The sequence below is a fragment of the Paenibacillus mesophilus genome (genome assembly GCF_005938385.1).
GTDB lineage: Bacteria > Bacillota > Bacilli > Paenibacillales > NBRC-103111 > Paenibacillus_AB > Paenibacillus_AB mesophilus.
This window is the reverse complement of the sequence record NZ_VCRA01000003.1, coordinates 195910-211988: the sequence shown is the minus strand read 5'-3', so window position 1 is coordinate 211988 and position 16079 is coordinate 195910. Positions and strand designations below refer to the sequence as shown.

The window sequence follows — 16079 nt, the reverse complement described above, 5'->3', positions numbered from 1 at the left end:
AATGCGTACAACATTTGCTCCGGCTAGAGGGTTAGGCAGTTCGAAGCCCATCGTGCCCGGAGCTATTTTCCCGGGAGGTTAAGCGCAATGAAAGGAAAGGCGCAAGGCACCGAAATCGTTATACCCCAGCTTGCGGAATCGCTCGTCTCCGCGACGATCAGCAAATGGTTGAAGAAGCCGGGCGATTACGTGGAGCAGTATGAACCGATTTGCGAGCTGATTACGGAAAAAGTGAATGCGGAGCTTCCTTCCACGGTAGAAGGTACGCTGCTCGAGATATTGGCGGAGGAAGGCGAGACGGTGCCGGTCGGAGGTGTCGTTGCCTTGATCGCCGAACCGGGCAATACAGGCGAAGCGGAACAGCACGAAGGAGCAGCCGTAGACACAGCAACTGTGCGTTCATCGGCGAGCATCCCTTCCGCCACGGATACGAGTATGCGGAACCGGTATTCTCCGGCTGTACAACAACTGGCCGGCCAGCACGGGATCGACTTGCGGAACGTTAACGGCACCGGACTCGGCGGCCGTATTACGCGCAAAGACGTATTGACCTATGTGGAAGAAGGCGGGGCGGAGAAAGCCAGGACGTCTGCGTCCGCCGCTCCGGCTGCCGTACCCGTAACCCCGGCTCCGGTTGCGCTCGAAGTTCCAAAAATCCCGGTCCGTTCGACAGGACTGCATCTGTCCGAGGAGCCGCCGATTCCGAAAATCGAAGTCGAAAGCCGGAAGGACGACGGCCGGGGAGAATATATTATTGACGTGACGCCGATCCGCAACACGATTGCTACCCGGATGCGCCAAAGCGTCGCTGAAATACCGCACGCCTGGACGATGATCGAGGTGGATGTCACGAACCTGGTCGTGCTCCGCAGTAAGATCAAGGAAGAGTTCATGAAGAAGGAAGGCATCAACCTGACGTTTTTGCCATTCGTCCTGAAGGCGGTCGTCAATGCGATCAAAGATTACCCGATTGTGAACTCGGTATGGGCGGTCGATAAAATCATCGTCAAGCGGGATATTAACATTTCGCTTTCCGTAGGGACGGAAGATTCCGTTATTACCCCGGTGATCAAAAAGGCCGACCAAAAAAATATCGCCGGTCTCGCGCGCGAGATCGACGAATTGTCGCGCAAAGCGCGTTCGGGCAAGCTGAAGCTGGACGATGTGCAGGGAGGAACGATTACGGTCAACAATACCGGATCGTTCGGGTCCATCTTGTCTTACCCGATTATCAATTACCCGCAAGCGGTCAACCTTACGTTCGAAACGATCGTAAAACGACCTGTCGTCATTAATGAGATGATTGCGGTCCGTTCGATGGCCAACATTTGTTTGTCGCTCGACCACCGTATTTTGGACGGAGTCATATGCGGAAGATTTCTGCAGCGGGTGAAGGAAAATTTGGAAAGCTTCTCGCTCGATACGAAATTGTATTAAAGAAGCATAAAGACAGCCGACACGACAACCGACGAAATCATCGCGAACAACATGAGATACACCATGACTTTGACGAACGTTTTGCTGAACAAAAGCTTTCAACTCCTCGAAATAGGTTATACTAGGGAACTATAACGGAATAACGTTTCTGCTCTCTGACGACCGGGATTTGCCGGTGCTTGCCCCGTCGGTAGTCAGGAAGGTAATTCCGTTAAAGTTCTTAGGCTTTTGACGGGACATATTTGTATTGTACCTTAATCCATGGCAGGGAGGAAAGTAACATGATCCAACAAAATCGGTTGGTCGAGCAGTTTTTGCAGCTTGTTCGCATCGACAGCGAGACGAAGCACGAGCAGGAAATCGCGCAGGCGTTGAAGAAGCTGTTCGGCGAGTTGGGACTCGGCGTATATGAGGACGATACGGCGGCAGTAACCGGCCACGGATCGGGGAACCTGATCTGTACGCTGGAAGCGACTCCGGACATGGCGAACGCTCCGGCTCTTCTGTTCACTTGCCATATGGATACGGTAACGCCGGGCAAAGGGATCAAACCGCGGATAGACGATGACGGCTATATCCGCAGCGACGGCACTACGATTCTGGGAAGCGACGACAAGGCGGGCATCGCGGCCATGATCGAGTCGATCCGCGTGTTGAAGGAACAAGGCGTGTCGCACGGGAAGCTGCTGTTCGTCATTACCGCCGGGGAAGAATCCGGATTGTTCGGGTCACGGGCGATGGCCAAAAATCCGCCGAAGGAGCTGCAAGCCAAGTACGGATTTGCTTTGGATTCGAACGGCCATGTCGGTGAAATCGCGGTGGCCGCGCCGACGCAGGCGCGCATTCAGATTACGTTCAAAGGCCGGTCGGCGCACGCAGGCGTCAATCCGGAGGACGGCGTAAGCGCGATTCAAGTGGCGAGCAAGGCGATCTCCCGCATGTCGCTCGGCCGGATCGACTTCGAGACGACGGCCAATATCGGCAGCTTTGCGGGCGGAGGCGCGACGAACATCGTATGCGAGCGCGTCGATATCGCAGCGGAAGCTAGAAGCCGCGAGCAATCGAAGCTGGAGCGCCAGCTGGAGTCGATGAAGCAGGCGTGCGAATCGGCCGCGCAGGAAATGGGTGCCCAAACCGAATTTATTAGCGAAGTCATTTACCCGGCCTATAAGTACGACGAGACCGCGCCGGTCGTGAAGCTTGCGATGTCGGCGATCGAATCGATCGGACGCCAGCCGAAGACGTTCCATACGGGCGGCGGCAGCGACGCCAACATGTTTAACGGGATGGGGATTCCTACGGTCAATCTCGCGGTCGGCTATGAGCATATACATACGACCTCGGAGCAGATTGCAATCTCGGAGCTCGTTGCGGTGGCCGAGCTTGTCGTCGCGATTGTGAAAAAAGCTGCGAACGAGTAAATTAGTCATTCCAAAGCGCCCGGTAACGGGCGTTTTCTTTTTGTTCACTTCATCATGACCTCGTGTATGGTATAGTAAATGATGGAAAGAAAGCGGGTAGGAGGAACCCTGGGATGAAGGATGAACAACTACATACGCTAAACGTGGAGAACTTGACGGCCAACCAGCCCTTTTGCGCCGGAATCATATGGGTCCGCGACGGGAAAATTGCCGTAACCTTGAATCCCGACGGCATCCCGGAACAGCAGGGAGATGCGGTATTACGGCTCGGCGGTGTCGGAGGAGGCCAGGAGCCGGGCGAGACGATCCTGGAATGCGCAGTGCGCGAGGCGAAGGAGGAGCTCGGGAATGACCGGGTCCGGCTGCTTTCTTCGAGTACGACGTATTTTCACGACATGGACACGGACGAAATTGTACAAGTGAAGTGTACGGATGCGACAGCGCCGTACTTGCTCCAGAGAAAGACGAGCAAACATCCGGACAAGCCGTATAAACCCGGCCTTCCGACCGGAAATTACGTCTATTTCTGCTTGTATCTCGGAGAAACCGACGAGGCCAAAATCAATCCGGACGACGATGTGGCGGGTATCTTGTTCGTTCCGTTGGAGCGATGGCCGCTTCTACTGTCGGAGGAGACGGTAACGCTTGGAAACATGCTGGAGGCGGGAGCGGAATTGCTGGAGGACTGCGAGATTCCGAGGCATACTCGTCTTTGGCTGCCCGACAACGAATCGCTCCGGGTCGTTGTGCCGTTGTGGGAGGAGCAGCGTCTATGACCGGTATGTCCAGCGGGTTCGGACTGCTCGCCTACAAAGACGGATCCCGGCTAATCGTTTCCCGTAAATACGATTCCGCGAACGATCTGTGGATCGTGATGGATCATTACGGCTCCAATCGATTGATCAGCTTTCTCGAATGGAGATTGGCTCCGAACACGGAGCCTGCGCCGAATCCGGATTTCGGCAGGCCGACATTGCTCATGCAGGGTGAAGGATCGGATTGGATCGGACCCTACATCGCAGAGGCCGCATCGGGTCCTGACGATTGCCGAAAAACTTTTACCGGAGGCAATCACGCTTTTGACGGGAATACCGGCGGGACGGCAACGGCGAAAACCGTACATTGCGATGTACTCGCGGATGGAACCGGCATTCCCGAGCGAACGGCAGTTCTTTGCGAGACGGTAATACTGCGAACCGTTAACGAGGTGCAAGGCTTCAATACGAAAGAAGAAGATGGGTCGGGCCGGGCCGTCATGCGGGAAACGGTAACCTATTCGTTCCATGCCGGTGCGGTCCGAATCGATAACCGGATCGAGATGCTGGAAGACGTTATTATGCATCGGTACTATGGACTTCAGACCGTAAACCGCGCTTGGAACGGTACCGTGCAATACGGAAGCGCCGAACGGTTATACGGCGAAGCTTATCCGGTGAACGGCGACAGTGATTCGGGAGAGGGACTCGGTCAAAGGAGAACGGACCGTATTCGCATCCGCTCCCGGGACCGGGTCCATACGGTTGAAGCCATTTTGGACCGGAGCAGCGGACTGGGCCGGACGGAATGGGTGGCCGACAGCTTGCCGATCGCTTTCTCGAAAGCATACGGCAAATCTTATTTCAATTTGGTTCACGGACCGAGCCCGCGCTTCGGGCAAGGCGATACGTTGGAGTGGACGGGAACATACCGGTTTTACCGCACGGACGAGCAATCCGATACAGAAGTCTCAGGAGGGTACAGATGAGCGATCAGGAAAAATTGACGTATGCCCAAGCGGGCATCAACATCGACGATACGGATGAAGTGAAGCAAAAGATGGCCAAAAGCTTGGAGACGAACGACGGTAGAGTGCTGAATTCGCTTGGTGCCTTCGCTTCGTTGTTCGACTTCAAATTTCCGGAGTACGAGCATCCGGTGCTGGTCATGAAAACCGAGGAGCCGGGATCGAAGCAAAAGCTGGCCGTTCAGCACAACCGGATCCGCTCGGTCTGTTACGATATGATCAACCATCTGATCAACGATATTATCGTCATGGGGGCGAAGCCTCTCGCCGTTCAGGATGCGATCATTTGCGGGTCGGTGGAGAAGGAGACGATCGCCGAAATCGTGGATGCGGTGGCGGCCGCCTGCAAAGAACAGGACTGCGTCCTGACCGGCGGCGAGACGTCCATCCAGCCGGGCGTACTCGAGCCCGGATCGTTCATTCTTACTTCGAGCATCGTCGGCATCGTGGACAAGTCGAAGATCATTGACGGATCGTCTATCCGCAAAGGCGACGTCGTGCTCGGAATCGCCTCGAACGGCGTGCATACGAACGGGTATACGCTCGTTCGCGCCATTATCGACCGGAAACCGGAAATCCTTCAGGAGCAGGTAGAAGGAGAAAGCTTTCTCGACGCCATCATGAAGCCGCACTTATGCTACTACCAGGCGTTGAAAGGGCTGTTCGGTCTGGACGGGCTTCACGGCATGGCCCACATAACAGGCGGCGGCATCGAAGGCAATTTGAACCGTGTTATTCCCGCGGGCTTGAACGCGTCGGTGGATTTGTCCGCAATCGATATTTTACCCGTATTCAAGCTGATCCGGGAAGCGGGCAACGTGGACGAGCGGGATATGCAGCGGACGTTTAACCTGGGTGTCGGCATGGTACTTGTAGTCGATGCCGGCATTGTCGGTCATATCCAACAGCATTTGAAGCATTTCGGCATGCACGGAACCGTCATCGGTGAAATAACAGACGGGGACAAGCAGGTCGTTTACCGCAATCGTTTGAATTGGAACTAAAGGTGTATCTGTAAAGCACGGCGGAGCCCGTCCTCTTTTTCGAGAGACGGGCTATTGCGCGTCTCGGTTGCGTTCATAGGATTGCCGCCCGGTCCATAGGATGAATCGTAAGCAGTGCGCAGAGCTTGGGAGAAAAGGGGGAGGAAGCATGATTGTATGGCAGTCGGGAACGGTTACCCGTATCGCTTCGGAACGGGGTTGCGTGCAGGAGGTCGATATCGCGGGGACAGACGGTGAGACGATGAAGGCAATCCATTATACGGATGTAATGAGGCCCCTTCGAGTGGGCGACCGGGTAAAGTTGAACGCAACGGCCGAAGCGCTTCATCTCGGAAGCGGCGGTTACCATTTCGTGTATGAGGTGTGCGAGGAAAACTGGGTATCCGACGATAACCCGGCGTCCGAAGAAAACCGGCGTCATCCGGGTCACATTATGAAGCTTCGCTATACCCCGTCTCAGCGGGCCGTCTTATCGGTGGAGGAGCAGGCGAGCCCGCATCACGCCGTTTTCGCCGAACCGCGAACGCTGGGCGGGATGCCCGTATTGATCGGCGAATTGCACAGTATGCTGCCGATCGCCTCGGTCTGGATTCGCGGCAGCATGCAGCGAGCGCCGCGTGTATCGTATGTGATGACCGAAGGAGGGGCGCTGCCAATCTCGTTCAGCAGGCATGTCGCGACTTTACGGGACGGCGGCTGGCTTTGCGGCACGATCACGTACGGCCATGCATACGGTGGGGAATTGGAAGCGGTCAATAAATATACGGCGCTTCTGGCGGCTCGTCATGTGCAGGGAGCGGATATTGCGATTGCGGTCATGGGTCCGGGAATAGCAGGGACCGGAACGCCCTACGGACATACGGCGACGGAATTGGCGGAGCTCATCCACGCGGTGCATGCATTGGGCGGGACGCCGATCGTAATCCCGAGAGTAAGCTTTGCCGACCCGAGAGCGCGGCACTTTGGGGTAAGCGCACATTTGCTCCACACTTTAGGCAAGCTTGCTTTGGTACGGGCGGCAATTCCGTTTCCGGATGAACTGCTCGATCGGGAAAAAGAGACGGTTGGGCGGCAGCTCGCATCGTCTGGCTGCGCCGCCCGTCACGACATCGTCCGGGTCCCGGACGTGAGTCTTAGCGAAACGGAAATACGGCTGGCTTCGTACCCGGTGCCGATTACGACGATGGGAAGGGGATTACGCGACGATCCTTCGTTCTATATGGCGGTATGCGCTGCGGCGCAGACTGCGGTTTCGCGCGTTCGGGGGTATGAATGAGCGTAGGCAGCAGGGCGGCCAGCTCCGACGGGCCGCTTCCTGCCACCCCGGACATTTTGCGCAGCTGCTCGCGGATTTCCCAGCCTTTGCCTACCATGCGGATCTGTTTTTCCGTGACATAGCTTTTCATCGATCATCCCATCCTCATCTTCCGAGTGAAAGTCTGTTATACTATCAACGTATGCGCGGAATGGACAAGCTATGACTGCAGCTGCAACCAGTAACGAACAAATAATCGGAGCGAGGGAGAGAGCGATAGATGAGCGGAAACAAATATGAGGAAGTTACCCTGAAGACGGAACCGGTATTCCAGGGCAAAGTCATTTCCCTGCAAATCGATCATGTGCGCCTTCCCAACGGCGAAACGGCTACCCGGGAAATTGTGAAGCATCCGGGAGCGGTCGCGGTATTGGCGTTACATAAGGATAAAATGATCGTAGTCGAGCAATTTCGGAAGGCGCTCGGACGCAGTCAGGTGGAAATACCGGCCGGCAAGCTGGAGCCCGGAGAAGATAAGGCGGAGGCGGCGATCCGGGAGCTGGAGGAGGAGACCGGATACAGCTGCAGCGAGGTCCGGCCGATCAGCTCCTTCTATACGTCACCGGGATTTGCGGACGAGATTCTCCACTTGTACGTGGCCGACCGGCTGACGGCGGGCGTGGCGAAGCCGGACGAGGACGAATTCCTCGATTGCGAAGCGATTACACTGGAGACCGCCAAGCAGTATATTGCGGAAGGCCGGATCAGCGACGCCAAGACGATCGCCGCCGTGTACGCATGGCAGCTGCACCGCCTGACCGGCTCGTATACGTTATGAACAGCTATTTTGTCGACCTGCACGTCCATATCGGGCGGACCGAGAAAGGGGCGCCGGTCAAAATAAGCGGGAGCCGCGATTTGACGTTCTACAATATCGCCAAGGAAGCGTCCGAACGGAAAGGGATCGAAGTGATCGGCATCATCGACTGCCAGTCTCCCGCCGTACAAGAAGAAATCATGCATTATCTCGATATCGGGGAAATGGTGGAGCAGGAAGGCGGGGGAATCCGGTATAACCGGACGACGGTGCTGCTCGGAAGCGAAATCGAAGTCAGAGACCCGGGCCTGGGTCCGGCCCACCTGCTCGCATACTTGCCGACGATTGCGGATATGCGTGATTTTACCGAGTGGATGCGGCCGCATATGAAGAACGTCGGTCTCAGCTCGCAGCGTATTTACGTACCGGCGCGCAGCTTGCAGGAAGAAGTGGTCGGACGGGGCGGCTTGCTTGTCCCGGCTCATATTTTTACACCGTACAAAAGCGTGTTCGGCAGCGGCGCGACGAAGCTTGCCCAGATGCTCGATCCCGACAAGGTGGCGGCCGTGGAGCTCGGCTTGTCGGCGGATACGGAGATGGCAAGCTGCTTGTCGGAGCTGGACCGGTATACGTTCGTGACGAACTCGGACGCCCACTCGCTCGGGAAAATCGGCAGGGAGTATAATCGGATGGAGATGGCGGCGCCGAGCTTCAACGAGTTGAAGCTTGCCCTCGCACGCGCGGAAGGCCGCAGGGTAACTGCCAACTACGGATTGAATCCGCGGCTCGGCAAGTACCACCGGACGTATTGCGATTCGTGCGAATCCGTTCTGGATGAAACCGCGATAGCGGTAGATCGGTGCTTGTACTGCGGCAGCGTGAAAATCGTCAGGGGCGTGCTGGATCGCATCCGGGCGATGTCGGACCGTCAGGAAGCGCAAATCGCCGACCATCATCCGCCTTATCATTTTCAAGTGCCCCTCGAATACATTCCCGGCTTGGGCAAAAAGAAGCTTCAGGCGATGCTCGACCGGTTCGGTACGGAGATGAACATTTTGCATCGGGCTTCCAGGGACGAGATCCGCGAGGCGGCGGGGGAAGATATCGCGTCGGCGATCATGCGGGCGCGGGAAGGCACGCTCGTTCTCGAAGCGGGCGGAGGAGGGCGATACGGCAAAGTGAGTATGAAGCGATCCTAAAAATCGTGGATTTGCTTCGAAGCTAGGGGGCTCCCCCGGAAGTAATAGGAATAAGCTTCGAAGATTCGCTTCACTTTTGAGGGACCAAAAGTCATAGTTTCCTTCGCTTGTTCATATGCTGGAATCAGTTGGACAAGGGGAGGAAGCCGATATGAATCGGAACTACCACATGCGACAATATATGAAGGACCATTTGCCGCTCTATTTGTTCGTCTCGGTGCTGTTCGTCATGGGCGTCATCTTCGGTGCGCTTATGGTGAACGCGCTGTCGCCCGGCCAGAAAGAGGAAATGGCGAGACATATGAACAGCTTCATTCAAATTGTCAATCAAGGCAGCGAGTTTGGCGGACAGGCTACCTTCTGGGAGTCGTTCTCGCTTCATTTGAAGTGGATTGCGCTTATTTGGATTCTCGGCTTGTCGGTCGTCGGACTGCCGCTCATTTTCGTTCTCGACTTTTTGAAAGGCGTCTTGATCGGATTTTCGGTCGGGTATTTGGTCGGGCAAATGTCGTGGAAGGGTATGCTGTTCGCCTTCGTCTCGATAGCGCCGCAAAATCTGATCGTCATCCCGGCCCTCGTCATATGCAGCGTGGGCGCGTGCGCTTTTTCGATATATATCGTAAAGAACAGGTTCATTCAGAAACGCGGAGCGCTGTACCCGATGTTCATCCGGTATACGTCGATGGCGTTCGGGATGGCTGCGCTGTTATTCGGAGTAGCGCTGCTCGAAGCTTATTTGTCGCCGGTGATGATCAAATGGGTCACTCCGATGCTTGCCGTGCAGGCGGGATAACGAAATAAGGATAATCAAGGCACGATCGCGGCGGTTCTCGTAACCGGCCGTCGGTGGTGCCTCTTTGCCATACCCCGTGTTCATTCCGTTACTTTGGCGGTCGATTGACGTACGACCATCTCCGAAGGAATCGTTTGGTCATACCATTCGTCCTCTGTATCCTCAGAGACGCCGTCGACAAGAAGCCGGACCGACTGTTCCGCCAACAGGTCGAAGCTCGGGCCGACAGCCGTGATCGGGACTTCGAGCAGCTTCTCCATTTCGGGAATGATTTCGTAAGCGACGAGGGAGAAGTCCTCGGGAACCCGCAGCCGAAGCTTGCGGATGATTTGTACGAAAGGGAACAAATAGCCGTGGCTGTCGACGATAATGGCTGTCGGTCGGGAGCTTTTGTCGTTATGGATCAGAAGATTGGCGATATGCTCTTCCTTAAGCTGCCAATTATGGACGTTGATGAAAAAGTCGGGGTCGTACTCGAGCCGGTTTTCCAGCAGCCCGAGGGTGTATCCCATCAGCTTGTCGGTCGCCACGCCGACGAAAGCGATTCGCTTATGTCCGAGCTCCGCCAAATGCTTGACCGCCTTCATGACGGCGTCTTTGCGGTCGATCGACAGCCTATGGGCGCCTTCCAGGCTCCCGCCGCCGATAACCAGCATACTGCCTTGAAACCGCTGCTTGGCCTGCAAAAACTCGAGACTCGGCTTCCAGCCGGGTCCGCACCAGAAAACGATTTTCTCGACGAGATGTTCGTTCAGGTGATTCATCGCTTCGTCGGGTTGGGCGAACGATACGAGCGTGTAGTGACCGCGCTGCGCGGCGTGACGCTGGATGGCGTTGCAGAAGTGGTTGAAGAACAGGCCGGACGGAGGGGTCCATATTAGCCCGATACTGTTCGATTTTGATTGCGTTAACCGTTTCGCTGCCAAGCCCGAGGTATAATTCATTTCTTTGGCGAGCGCCAAAATTTTGTGTCTTGTCGATTCTTTGACGCCCGGTTCGTCATTGAGAGCTCTGGAAACGGTGGCAGCGGTTACACCTGCCGCTTTGGCAATGTCTTTTAATGTAATCAAGGTTTTCTTCCTTTCCTTTTAGTCGCGAATCGACTTATCTGTTCCTATCCATCATAACATGAGAAGGAAATAAAAAATAGTTGCGTAAAATGTAATGATTACAAAAATTATTTAATAAATTACATCAAATACAACTTTACATTTTATTGCAACGGATTTATGATGGAGGAGAGACGGAAATGGATAGAGGAGGTCGGAATTTTAGCAAAAATAAAGCAAATTCAAGCTGAAAATAATGATTGCCTTACGATGGAAGCGGTTGCTATAATCAGTGTATAAATGGCAGTAATCGATTGCCGAAAATTGTCTTAACATGGAAGCACTCAAGGATGGACCGTTCATCGGCAAGAAGCAGATGGCTTGCGACCGCAAAGCGGAATCGATAATGTTTTAGCCGTGGATCCGGCAGAAGGACTTTTCCGTAAGGAGGTGAGCATCGGTCAGGCTTCGGACCTGTAAATGTAAGCGTGTTCATTCCATCGTATTGAAAGCGGTTACGGAAAGTGATAGGAAAGCCGGATCACAAAGCAAAACAAAGGTCGACTTTTGGAAATCGATTTCTAATCACGACGAATAGAGGGGGAAATCTCTTGTTTAAAAAACGGATGATGTTGTTGCTTGCTTGCATGGTCACGGCCGGATCGCTGGCGGCCTGCTCGAATGGCGGGGGAGACGGAAAGGCCGGGGAGCCTTCGGGCGACAAAGGCACGACTGCAAAAGACATTACGAAAGACCCTGCGGAAGTCGTCTTTTATTCTAACAATGGAGATCCGGTGGAAAGCTTCGATTACCGGTTCGGCAATTCGCTGCGCAAAAAGTTTCCGAACTGGACGATCAAGTATATCCAAAGGGCGGGAACCGGCACGAATTTGGATGAACTGCTGGCCAACGGCACCAAATTCGATATTTTCTTCCAATCGATCGGCAACTTTGAAGCGCAAGCGTTTCCCGCCGGCATTCAATACGATATGACGGAGCTCATCAAATCGCAGAAGGTCGATTTGAGCCGGCTCGATCAATCGGTCGTCGATGCGGTCAAGCAGGCATCCGGCGGAAAGCTGTACGGCCTTCCGATCTTTACGAGCAATTTGGTTACTTATTACAATAAAACGCTGTTCGACAAGTTCGGCGTCCCGTATATCAAAGACGGAATTACGTGGACCGAGATGGTTGAAACATCGAAGAGGCTGACCCGTCTCGAGAGCGGCATGCAATATTTCGGATTTACCCACTCGCCGGCCCATACGATGCGGATGAATCCGCTGTCGATACCGAACGTCGATTTGGCGAGTGAAACGCCAACGATTAACAAGGACGACCGCTGGAAAAAATATTTCCAGACGTATTACCTCGAGCCGATGCGTGTGCCGGGTTATCTCGACGGGATGAAAAAAATAAACAAAATTCCCGACATCAACATGTTCGTTAAAGATCAAAATGTCGGCATGTACGGCTATTTGTCCAGCTTGATCTACGTTTGGGAACAAGAATTGAAATCGCTTAACTGGGATATCGTTTCCTTCCCGACCGTTGATAAGGGAATCGGCTCGCAGTCGTATCCGTCCTATTTCGGAATGACGAATATGGTACGCAATAAAGAAGCGACGATGGAAGTGCTGAAATATATGATTTCCGATGAATTCCAGTCGGAGATGGCTCGCAAAGGCATCATGCCGGTATTGAGCAGTGACGCGGTGAAAAAAGAGCTGGGTAAAGATTCGCCGTATAAAGACAGAAACTGGAACGCGGTATTTTACAACAAGTTCGCTCCGATTCCGGCGAAGGCGCCTTACGATGCGGAAATGGTCAACCAGTATGTAACGGCCGGCAACAATATCGCCCTGGATAAAATGGATATTAACACGGCATTGCGCTCCGCGGATGAGGCAGCGGTCAAGAAGGTCCAGGAATACAAGAGCAAAAACAAGTAAAGATTACGGGCCCCTCAAAGCATTCGGAATAAGCAGTCAAAGGAAAACGTTACTTTGCGGGGTTATTTTAAAATGATTCTAAAAGGTTTGACTTGTTTTGCCGCTCCCCCTATAATGAAAATGGCGGCGATTACCGCTGAATGCGGGAATCCGAAGTATCCGGGCATCACGCGAATGCGCTCATAAGGGGGAGGAACATGGAAGCGCGTATCGAAAAAATCAAGCAGCAACTGCAGTCCAAAGGCTACAAGCTGACACCCCAGCGCGAAGCGACCGTACGTGTATTATTGGAAAACGAAGAGGACCATTTGAGCGCGGAAGACGTCTTCATGCTCGTCAAGGATAAAGCGCCTGAAATCGGGCTTGCTACCGTATACCGAACGCTCGAGCTGCTCAGCGAGCTTCATGTCGTCGAGAAGATGAATTTCGGCGACGGAGTGGCCCGTTACGATTTGCGGAGCGACAGCAACCATCACCATCATCACCATCTCATCTGCGTTCAGTGCGGAGCGGTCGACGAAATTATGGAGGATTGGTTGACCCCTCTCGAGGAACGGCTGGAGCGGGAATACCAATTTAAAGTATTGGACCACCGGCTGGACTTCCAGGGCATATGCCACAGGTGCAAAGACAAAGCATTACCTCCCGAAGCGGAGTAATTACAGAATCCCCGGCAGCGGCGACCCCGTTGTCCGGGGATTTTTGCATGTAATAACGTCGACGGGCGATTCCCCGCGCGAAGGATAGTTTGCCGACTTCCAACGCATGCTATGAATGGATTTCTGTTCAAAATTAGCTGAATCACGAGGTGACGAGATGGTGGCAGCGAACCGTTACATAGTAGGGGTACCGAAAGAAATCAAAAACAATGAATTCCGGATAGCGCTTACGCCGGGTGGAGCCCGCATGTTGAGCGATTCCGGGCATGAGGTGCTGATCGAGGCGGGTGCGGGGCTCGGCAGCGGCTTTACGGACGAGGAATACCGGATGGAGGGCGCCCGCGTCTTGCCGAGCGCCTCCGAGGTGTGGGAACGGGCGGAGCTCATTCTCAAAGTAAAGGAGCCTCTCCCTTCGGAATACGGCTATTTCCGTGAAAATCAAATCGTGTTCACCTATTTGCATCTGGCCGCGGCTGCCGATCTGGCCCATGCGCTCGTGCAAAAAAAAGTGACCGGCATCGCATACGAGACGATTCAGCAGCCCGGAGGAGGCTTGCCTTTGCTTACTCCGATGAGCGAAGTGGCCGGGCGCATGTCGGTGCAGATCGGAGCCCACTACCTCGAGCGGTTCTACGGCGGGCGCGGTATATTGCTCGGAGGCGTCCCGGGCGTTCCGCCTGCGGACGTGATCATTTTGGGGGGCGGCATCGTCGGGACGAATGCGGCGAAGATGGCGCTCGGCCTTGGCGCGAATGTCGTCATCGTAGAACGGAGCGGCGACCGGGTGCGCTATATCGACGATGTGTTCGGCGGGCGAGTCAAAACGCTCATGTCGAGCCCGTACAACATTGCCGGCGCCGTGCAGACCGCGGATTTGCTGATCGGTGCGGTCCTTATACCGGGAGCGCGCGCTCCGAAGCTCGTATCGGAGGAGATGGTCAAGCGGATGAAGAAAGGGGCGGTCATCGTCGACGTCGCCATCGACCAGGGCGGATCGATCGAGACGATCGACCGGGTAACGACGCACAGCGACCCGATTTACGAGAAGCACGGAGTCATCCATTACGCCGTCGCCAATATGCCGGGAGCGGTTCCCCGGACATCCACGCTGGCGCTGACGAATGCGACGCTTCCTTATGTGATGGAGCTCGCCGATAAAGGCTTCGAGATCGCGATTCGCGATAATGCGATGCTGAGGCTCGGGGTCAATACGCATCAGGGAAATATTACTTACCAAGCGGTTGCGGAAGCCGTAGGATTGCCTTATGTATCGATCGCCGACTATCATAAATCGCCGCTTCCCCTCATAACCTAACCGTGGGAGCATATACGTTGACGGCAAGCGGAGGGACAGGCCATGATCATTTTCCGATTCCGAAAGTGGTGGGTGCGGACGAAATATATAGCGGTTTTCGTCATCCTGACCTTTGTTCTGTATGAGCTGTTCCGCATTGTCGGCGGGTGGATCGAGCCCGCGGGACGGTACCGGGAACCGATGGGCAAGGCGCTGAAGGTGTTCGGTCACGAAGAGCAGGTCATGGAGCCGAGAACCGCGATGGAGCGGCTGTTGTTTTTTTACAAGTACGGCGAATGATGGATCATGCAAACTTTTGTTCGTTTTCAGCAGGAAATCGTTCCTTTGCGTTGAATAGATTGTTACAAGAGGAACGACATACTGGGGGAACGACTTGTTGCGATGAAGAGACATTTGCATCATTTTATACATTACCTCACCGTGGAGCGGGGGCTGGCTCATAATACGCTTGAATCGTACGAGCGCGATCTGATCCAGTACTTGGAATATATCGATACCCAAGGCGTGCGTTCCGTTACGGAAACGGGCAAATTCCACATCGTTCAATATTTGCAGGAGCTGAAGCGGCTTGGACGCGCTCCGGCCACCTTATCGCGCAATATCGTTTCGATTCGCGCCTTTTACCAGTTTCTCGTGAAGGACGGGCTGATCGTACAAGATCCGTCGGCCCAGATGGAGACGCCGAAGCTGGAGAAAAGGCTGCCCAAGGTGTTGTCCGTGGAAGAGGTCGAACGTCTGCTGGACGCCCAGGAAACGACGGCGCCTTCTGGCATGCGGGATAAAGCGATGCTGGAGTTGTTGTATGCGACGGGAATCCGGGTGTCGGAGCTCATATCGCTGAACGTCGGCCATGTTAATACCGGGATGGGCTTCATTCATTGCACGGGCAAAGGCTCGAAGGAACGGATCATTCCGCTCGGCCGAATCGCCGCGGTATGGCTCGGACGATACATCGACTCGGTCCGCCCTCAGCTGCTTCGTCAAGAGAAGCAGGAGGAAGCGCTGTTTATTAACCATCTCGGCACCCGTTTGACACGGCAAGGGTTTTGGAAAATTATTAAACGATACGCCCGGGAAGCGGGTATCGACAAAGAGATTACGCCTCATACGCTGAGGCATTCGTTCGCCACCCACCTGCTGGAAAACGGCGCGGATTTGCGGGCGGTTCAGGAAATGCTCGGCCATGCCGATATTTCCACGACGCAAGTGTACACCCATGTAACCAAATCGCGGATGAAAGAAATATATGATCGTACGCATCCGAGAGCGAACATGACCTAAAGCGGGCCGACGGGCCCGTTTTTTTGTTTGCCAAGGGTTCTTTTGCATTCGATTCGGCGTCATGAGATAATATTGGAAAACCGCAACCAGCCGGCAAACTATTCGTTAAAGCGG

The 16079-nt window shown here is 54.5% G+C and carries 16 protein-coding genes; 14 read left to right on the top strand and 2 right to left on the bottom strand.

Annotated features, from left to right (window positions below; translation table 11 throughout):
• Window positions 1–87: 87 nt before the first annotated feature.
• The 6 genes from FE783_RS06220 to FE783_RS06200 all read left to right on the top strand — a co-directional run bounded on the left by FE783_RS06220 (window position 88) and on the right by FE783_RS06200 (window position 6921).
• Window positions 88–1437 carry a dihydrolipoamide acetyltransferase family protein gene (locus FE783_RS06220; protein WP_138878485.1) on the top strand — a complete coding sequence of 450 codons (1350 nt, stop codon included), beginning with the start codon at window positions 88–90 and terminating at the stop codon, window positions 1435–1437.
• 281 nt (window positions 1438–1718) lie between these two features.
• Window positions 1719–2858 (top strand): M20/M25/M40 family metallo-hydrolase, encoded by a 1140-nt coding sequence (locus FE783_RS06215; RefSeq protein WP_138878484.1) that lies wholly within the window; start codon window positions 1719–1721, stop codon window positions 2856–2858.
• A gap of 113 nt (window positions 2859–2971) precedes the next feature.
• On the top strand, window positions 2972–3634 hold the full coding sequence (locus tag FE783_RS06210) for an NUDIX hydrolase (RefSeq protein WP_138878483.1): 663 nt from the start codon (window positions 2972–2974) through the stop codon (window positions 3632–3634).
• Window positions 3631–4602: a hypothetical protein gene (locus tag FE783_RS37920; protein WP_202916143.1), complete on the top strand. Its 972-nt coding sequence runs from the start codon at window positions 3631–3633 to the stop codon at window positions 4600–4602. Before FE783_RS06210 ends, FE783_RS37920 begins: the two co-directional genes overlap by 4 nt.
• Entirely contained in the window at window positions 4599–5645 is a 1047-nt protein-coding gene (gene purM, locus FE783_RS06205; RefSeq protein ID WP_202916142.1) for a phosphoribosylformylglycinamidine cyclo-ligase, read from the top strand. Before FE783_RS37920 ends, purM begins: the two co-directional genes overlap by 4 nt.
• A 148-nt stretch (window positions 5646–5793) precedes the next feature.
• Window positions 5794–6921 carry a DUF3866 family protein gene (locus FE783_RS06200; RefSeq protein WP_158301644.1) on the top strand — a complete coding sequence of 376 codons (1128 nt, stop codon included), beginning with the start codon at window positions 5794–5796 and terminating at the stop codon, window positions 6919–6921.
• Here the strand turns inward: FE783_RS06200 and mciZ are convergent.
• Window positions 6821–7051, bottom strand: a complete 231-nt coding sequence (gene mciZ, locus FE783_RS38910) for a Z-ring formation inhibitor MciZ (RefSeq protein ID WP_138878480.1) — start codon at window positions 7049–7051, stop codon at window positions 6821–6823. The two genes, FE783_RS06200 and mciZ, sit on opposite strands and share 101 nt — an antisense overlap.
• A gap of 129 nt (window positions 7052–7180) precedes the next feature.
• Here mciZ and FE783_RS06190 point away from each other — a divergent pair, with 129 nt between their 5' ends.
• From FE783_RS06190 to spoIIM, 3 genes are all read left to right on the top strand, one after another.
• On the top strand, window positions 7181–7738 hold the full coding sequence (locus FE783_RS06190; RefSeq protein WP_138878479.1) for an NUDIX hydrolase: 558 nt from the start codon (window positions 7181–7183) through the stop codon (window positions 7736–7738).
• On the top strand, window positions 7735–8916 hold the full coding sequence (locus FE783_RS06185) for an endonuclease Q family protein (RefSeq protein WP_202916141.1): 1182 nt from the start codon (window positions 7735–7737) through the stop codon (window positions 8914–8916). The genes FE783_RS06190 and FE783_RS06185 overlap by 4 nt, the downstream gene beginning before the upstream one ends.
• Before the next feature lie 151 nt (window positions 8917–9067).
• Window positions 9068–9709 carry a stage II sporulation protein M gene (gene spoIIM, locus FE783_RS06180; RefSeq protein WP_138878477.1) on the top strand — a complete coding sequence of 214 codons (642 nt, stop codon included), beginning with the start codon at window positions 9068–9070 and terminating at the stop codon, window positions 9707–9709.
• Between the two features lie 80 nt (window positions 9710–9789).
• On the opposite strand, the gene FE783_RS06175 is transcribed toward spoIIM, so the two are convergent.
• Entirely contained in the window at window positions 9790–10779 is a 990-nt protein-coding gene (locus tag FE783_RS06175; RefSeq protein ID WP_138878476.1) for a LacI family DNA-binding transcriptional regulator, read from the bottom strand.
• Between the two features lie 590 nt (window positions 10780–11369).
• Between FE783_RS06175 and FE783_RS06170 the strand changes: the two genes are divergently transcribed.
• The 5 genes from FE783_RS06170 to xerD all read left to right on the top strand — a co-directional run bounded on the left by FE783_RS06170 (window position 11370) and on the right by xerD (window position 15965).
• The gene (locus tag FE783_RS06170) at window positions 11370–12710 is read left to right on the top strand and encodes an ABC transporter substrate-binding protein (protein ID WP_138878475.1); all 1341 of its coding nucleotides are present in this window, start codon (window positions 11370–11372) and stop codon (window positions 12708–12710) included.
• A 197-nt stretch (window positions 12711–12907) separates the two neighbouring features.
• Entirely contained in the window at window positions 12908–13369 is a 462-nt protein-coding gene (gene fur / locus FE783_RS06165) for a ferric iron uptake transcriptional regulator (RefSeq protein WP_138878474.1), read from the top strand.
• A 157-nt stretch (window positions 13370–13526) separates the two neighbouring features.
• Window positions 13527–14684 (top strand): alanine dehydrogenase, encoded by a 1158-nt coding sequence (ald, locus tag FE783_RS06160; RefSeq protein ID WP_138878473.1) that lies wholly within the window; start codon window positions 13527–13529, stop codon window positions 14682–14684.
• Between the two features lie 42 nt (window positions 14685–14726).
• Window positions 14727–14963: a DUF4227 family protein gene (locus tag FE783_RS06155; protein ID WP_138878472.1), complete on the top strand. Its 237-nt coding sequence runs from the start codon at window positions 14727–14729 to the stop codon at window positions 14961–14963.
• Between the two features lie 102 nt (window positions 14964–15065).
• Complete coding sequence (gene xerD, locus FE783_RS06150; RefSeq protein ID WP_138878471.1) at window positions 15066–15965, top strand: site-specific tyrosine recombinase XerD; 900 nt, start codon at window positions 15066–15068, stop codon at window positions 15963–15965.
• Window positions 15966–16079: the final 114 nt, after the last annotated feature.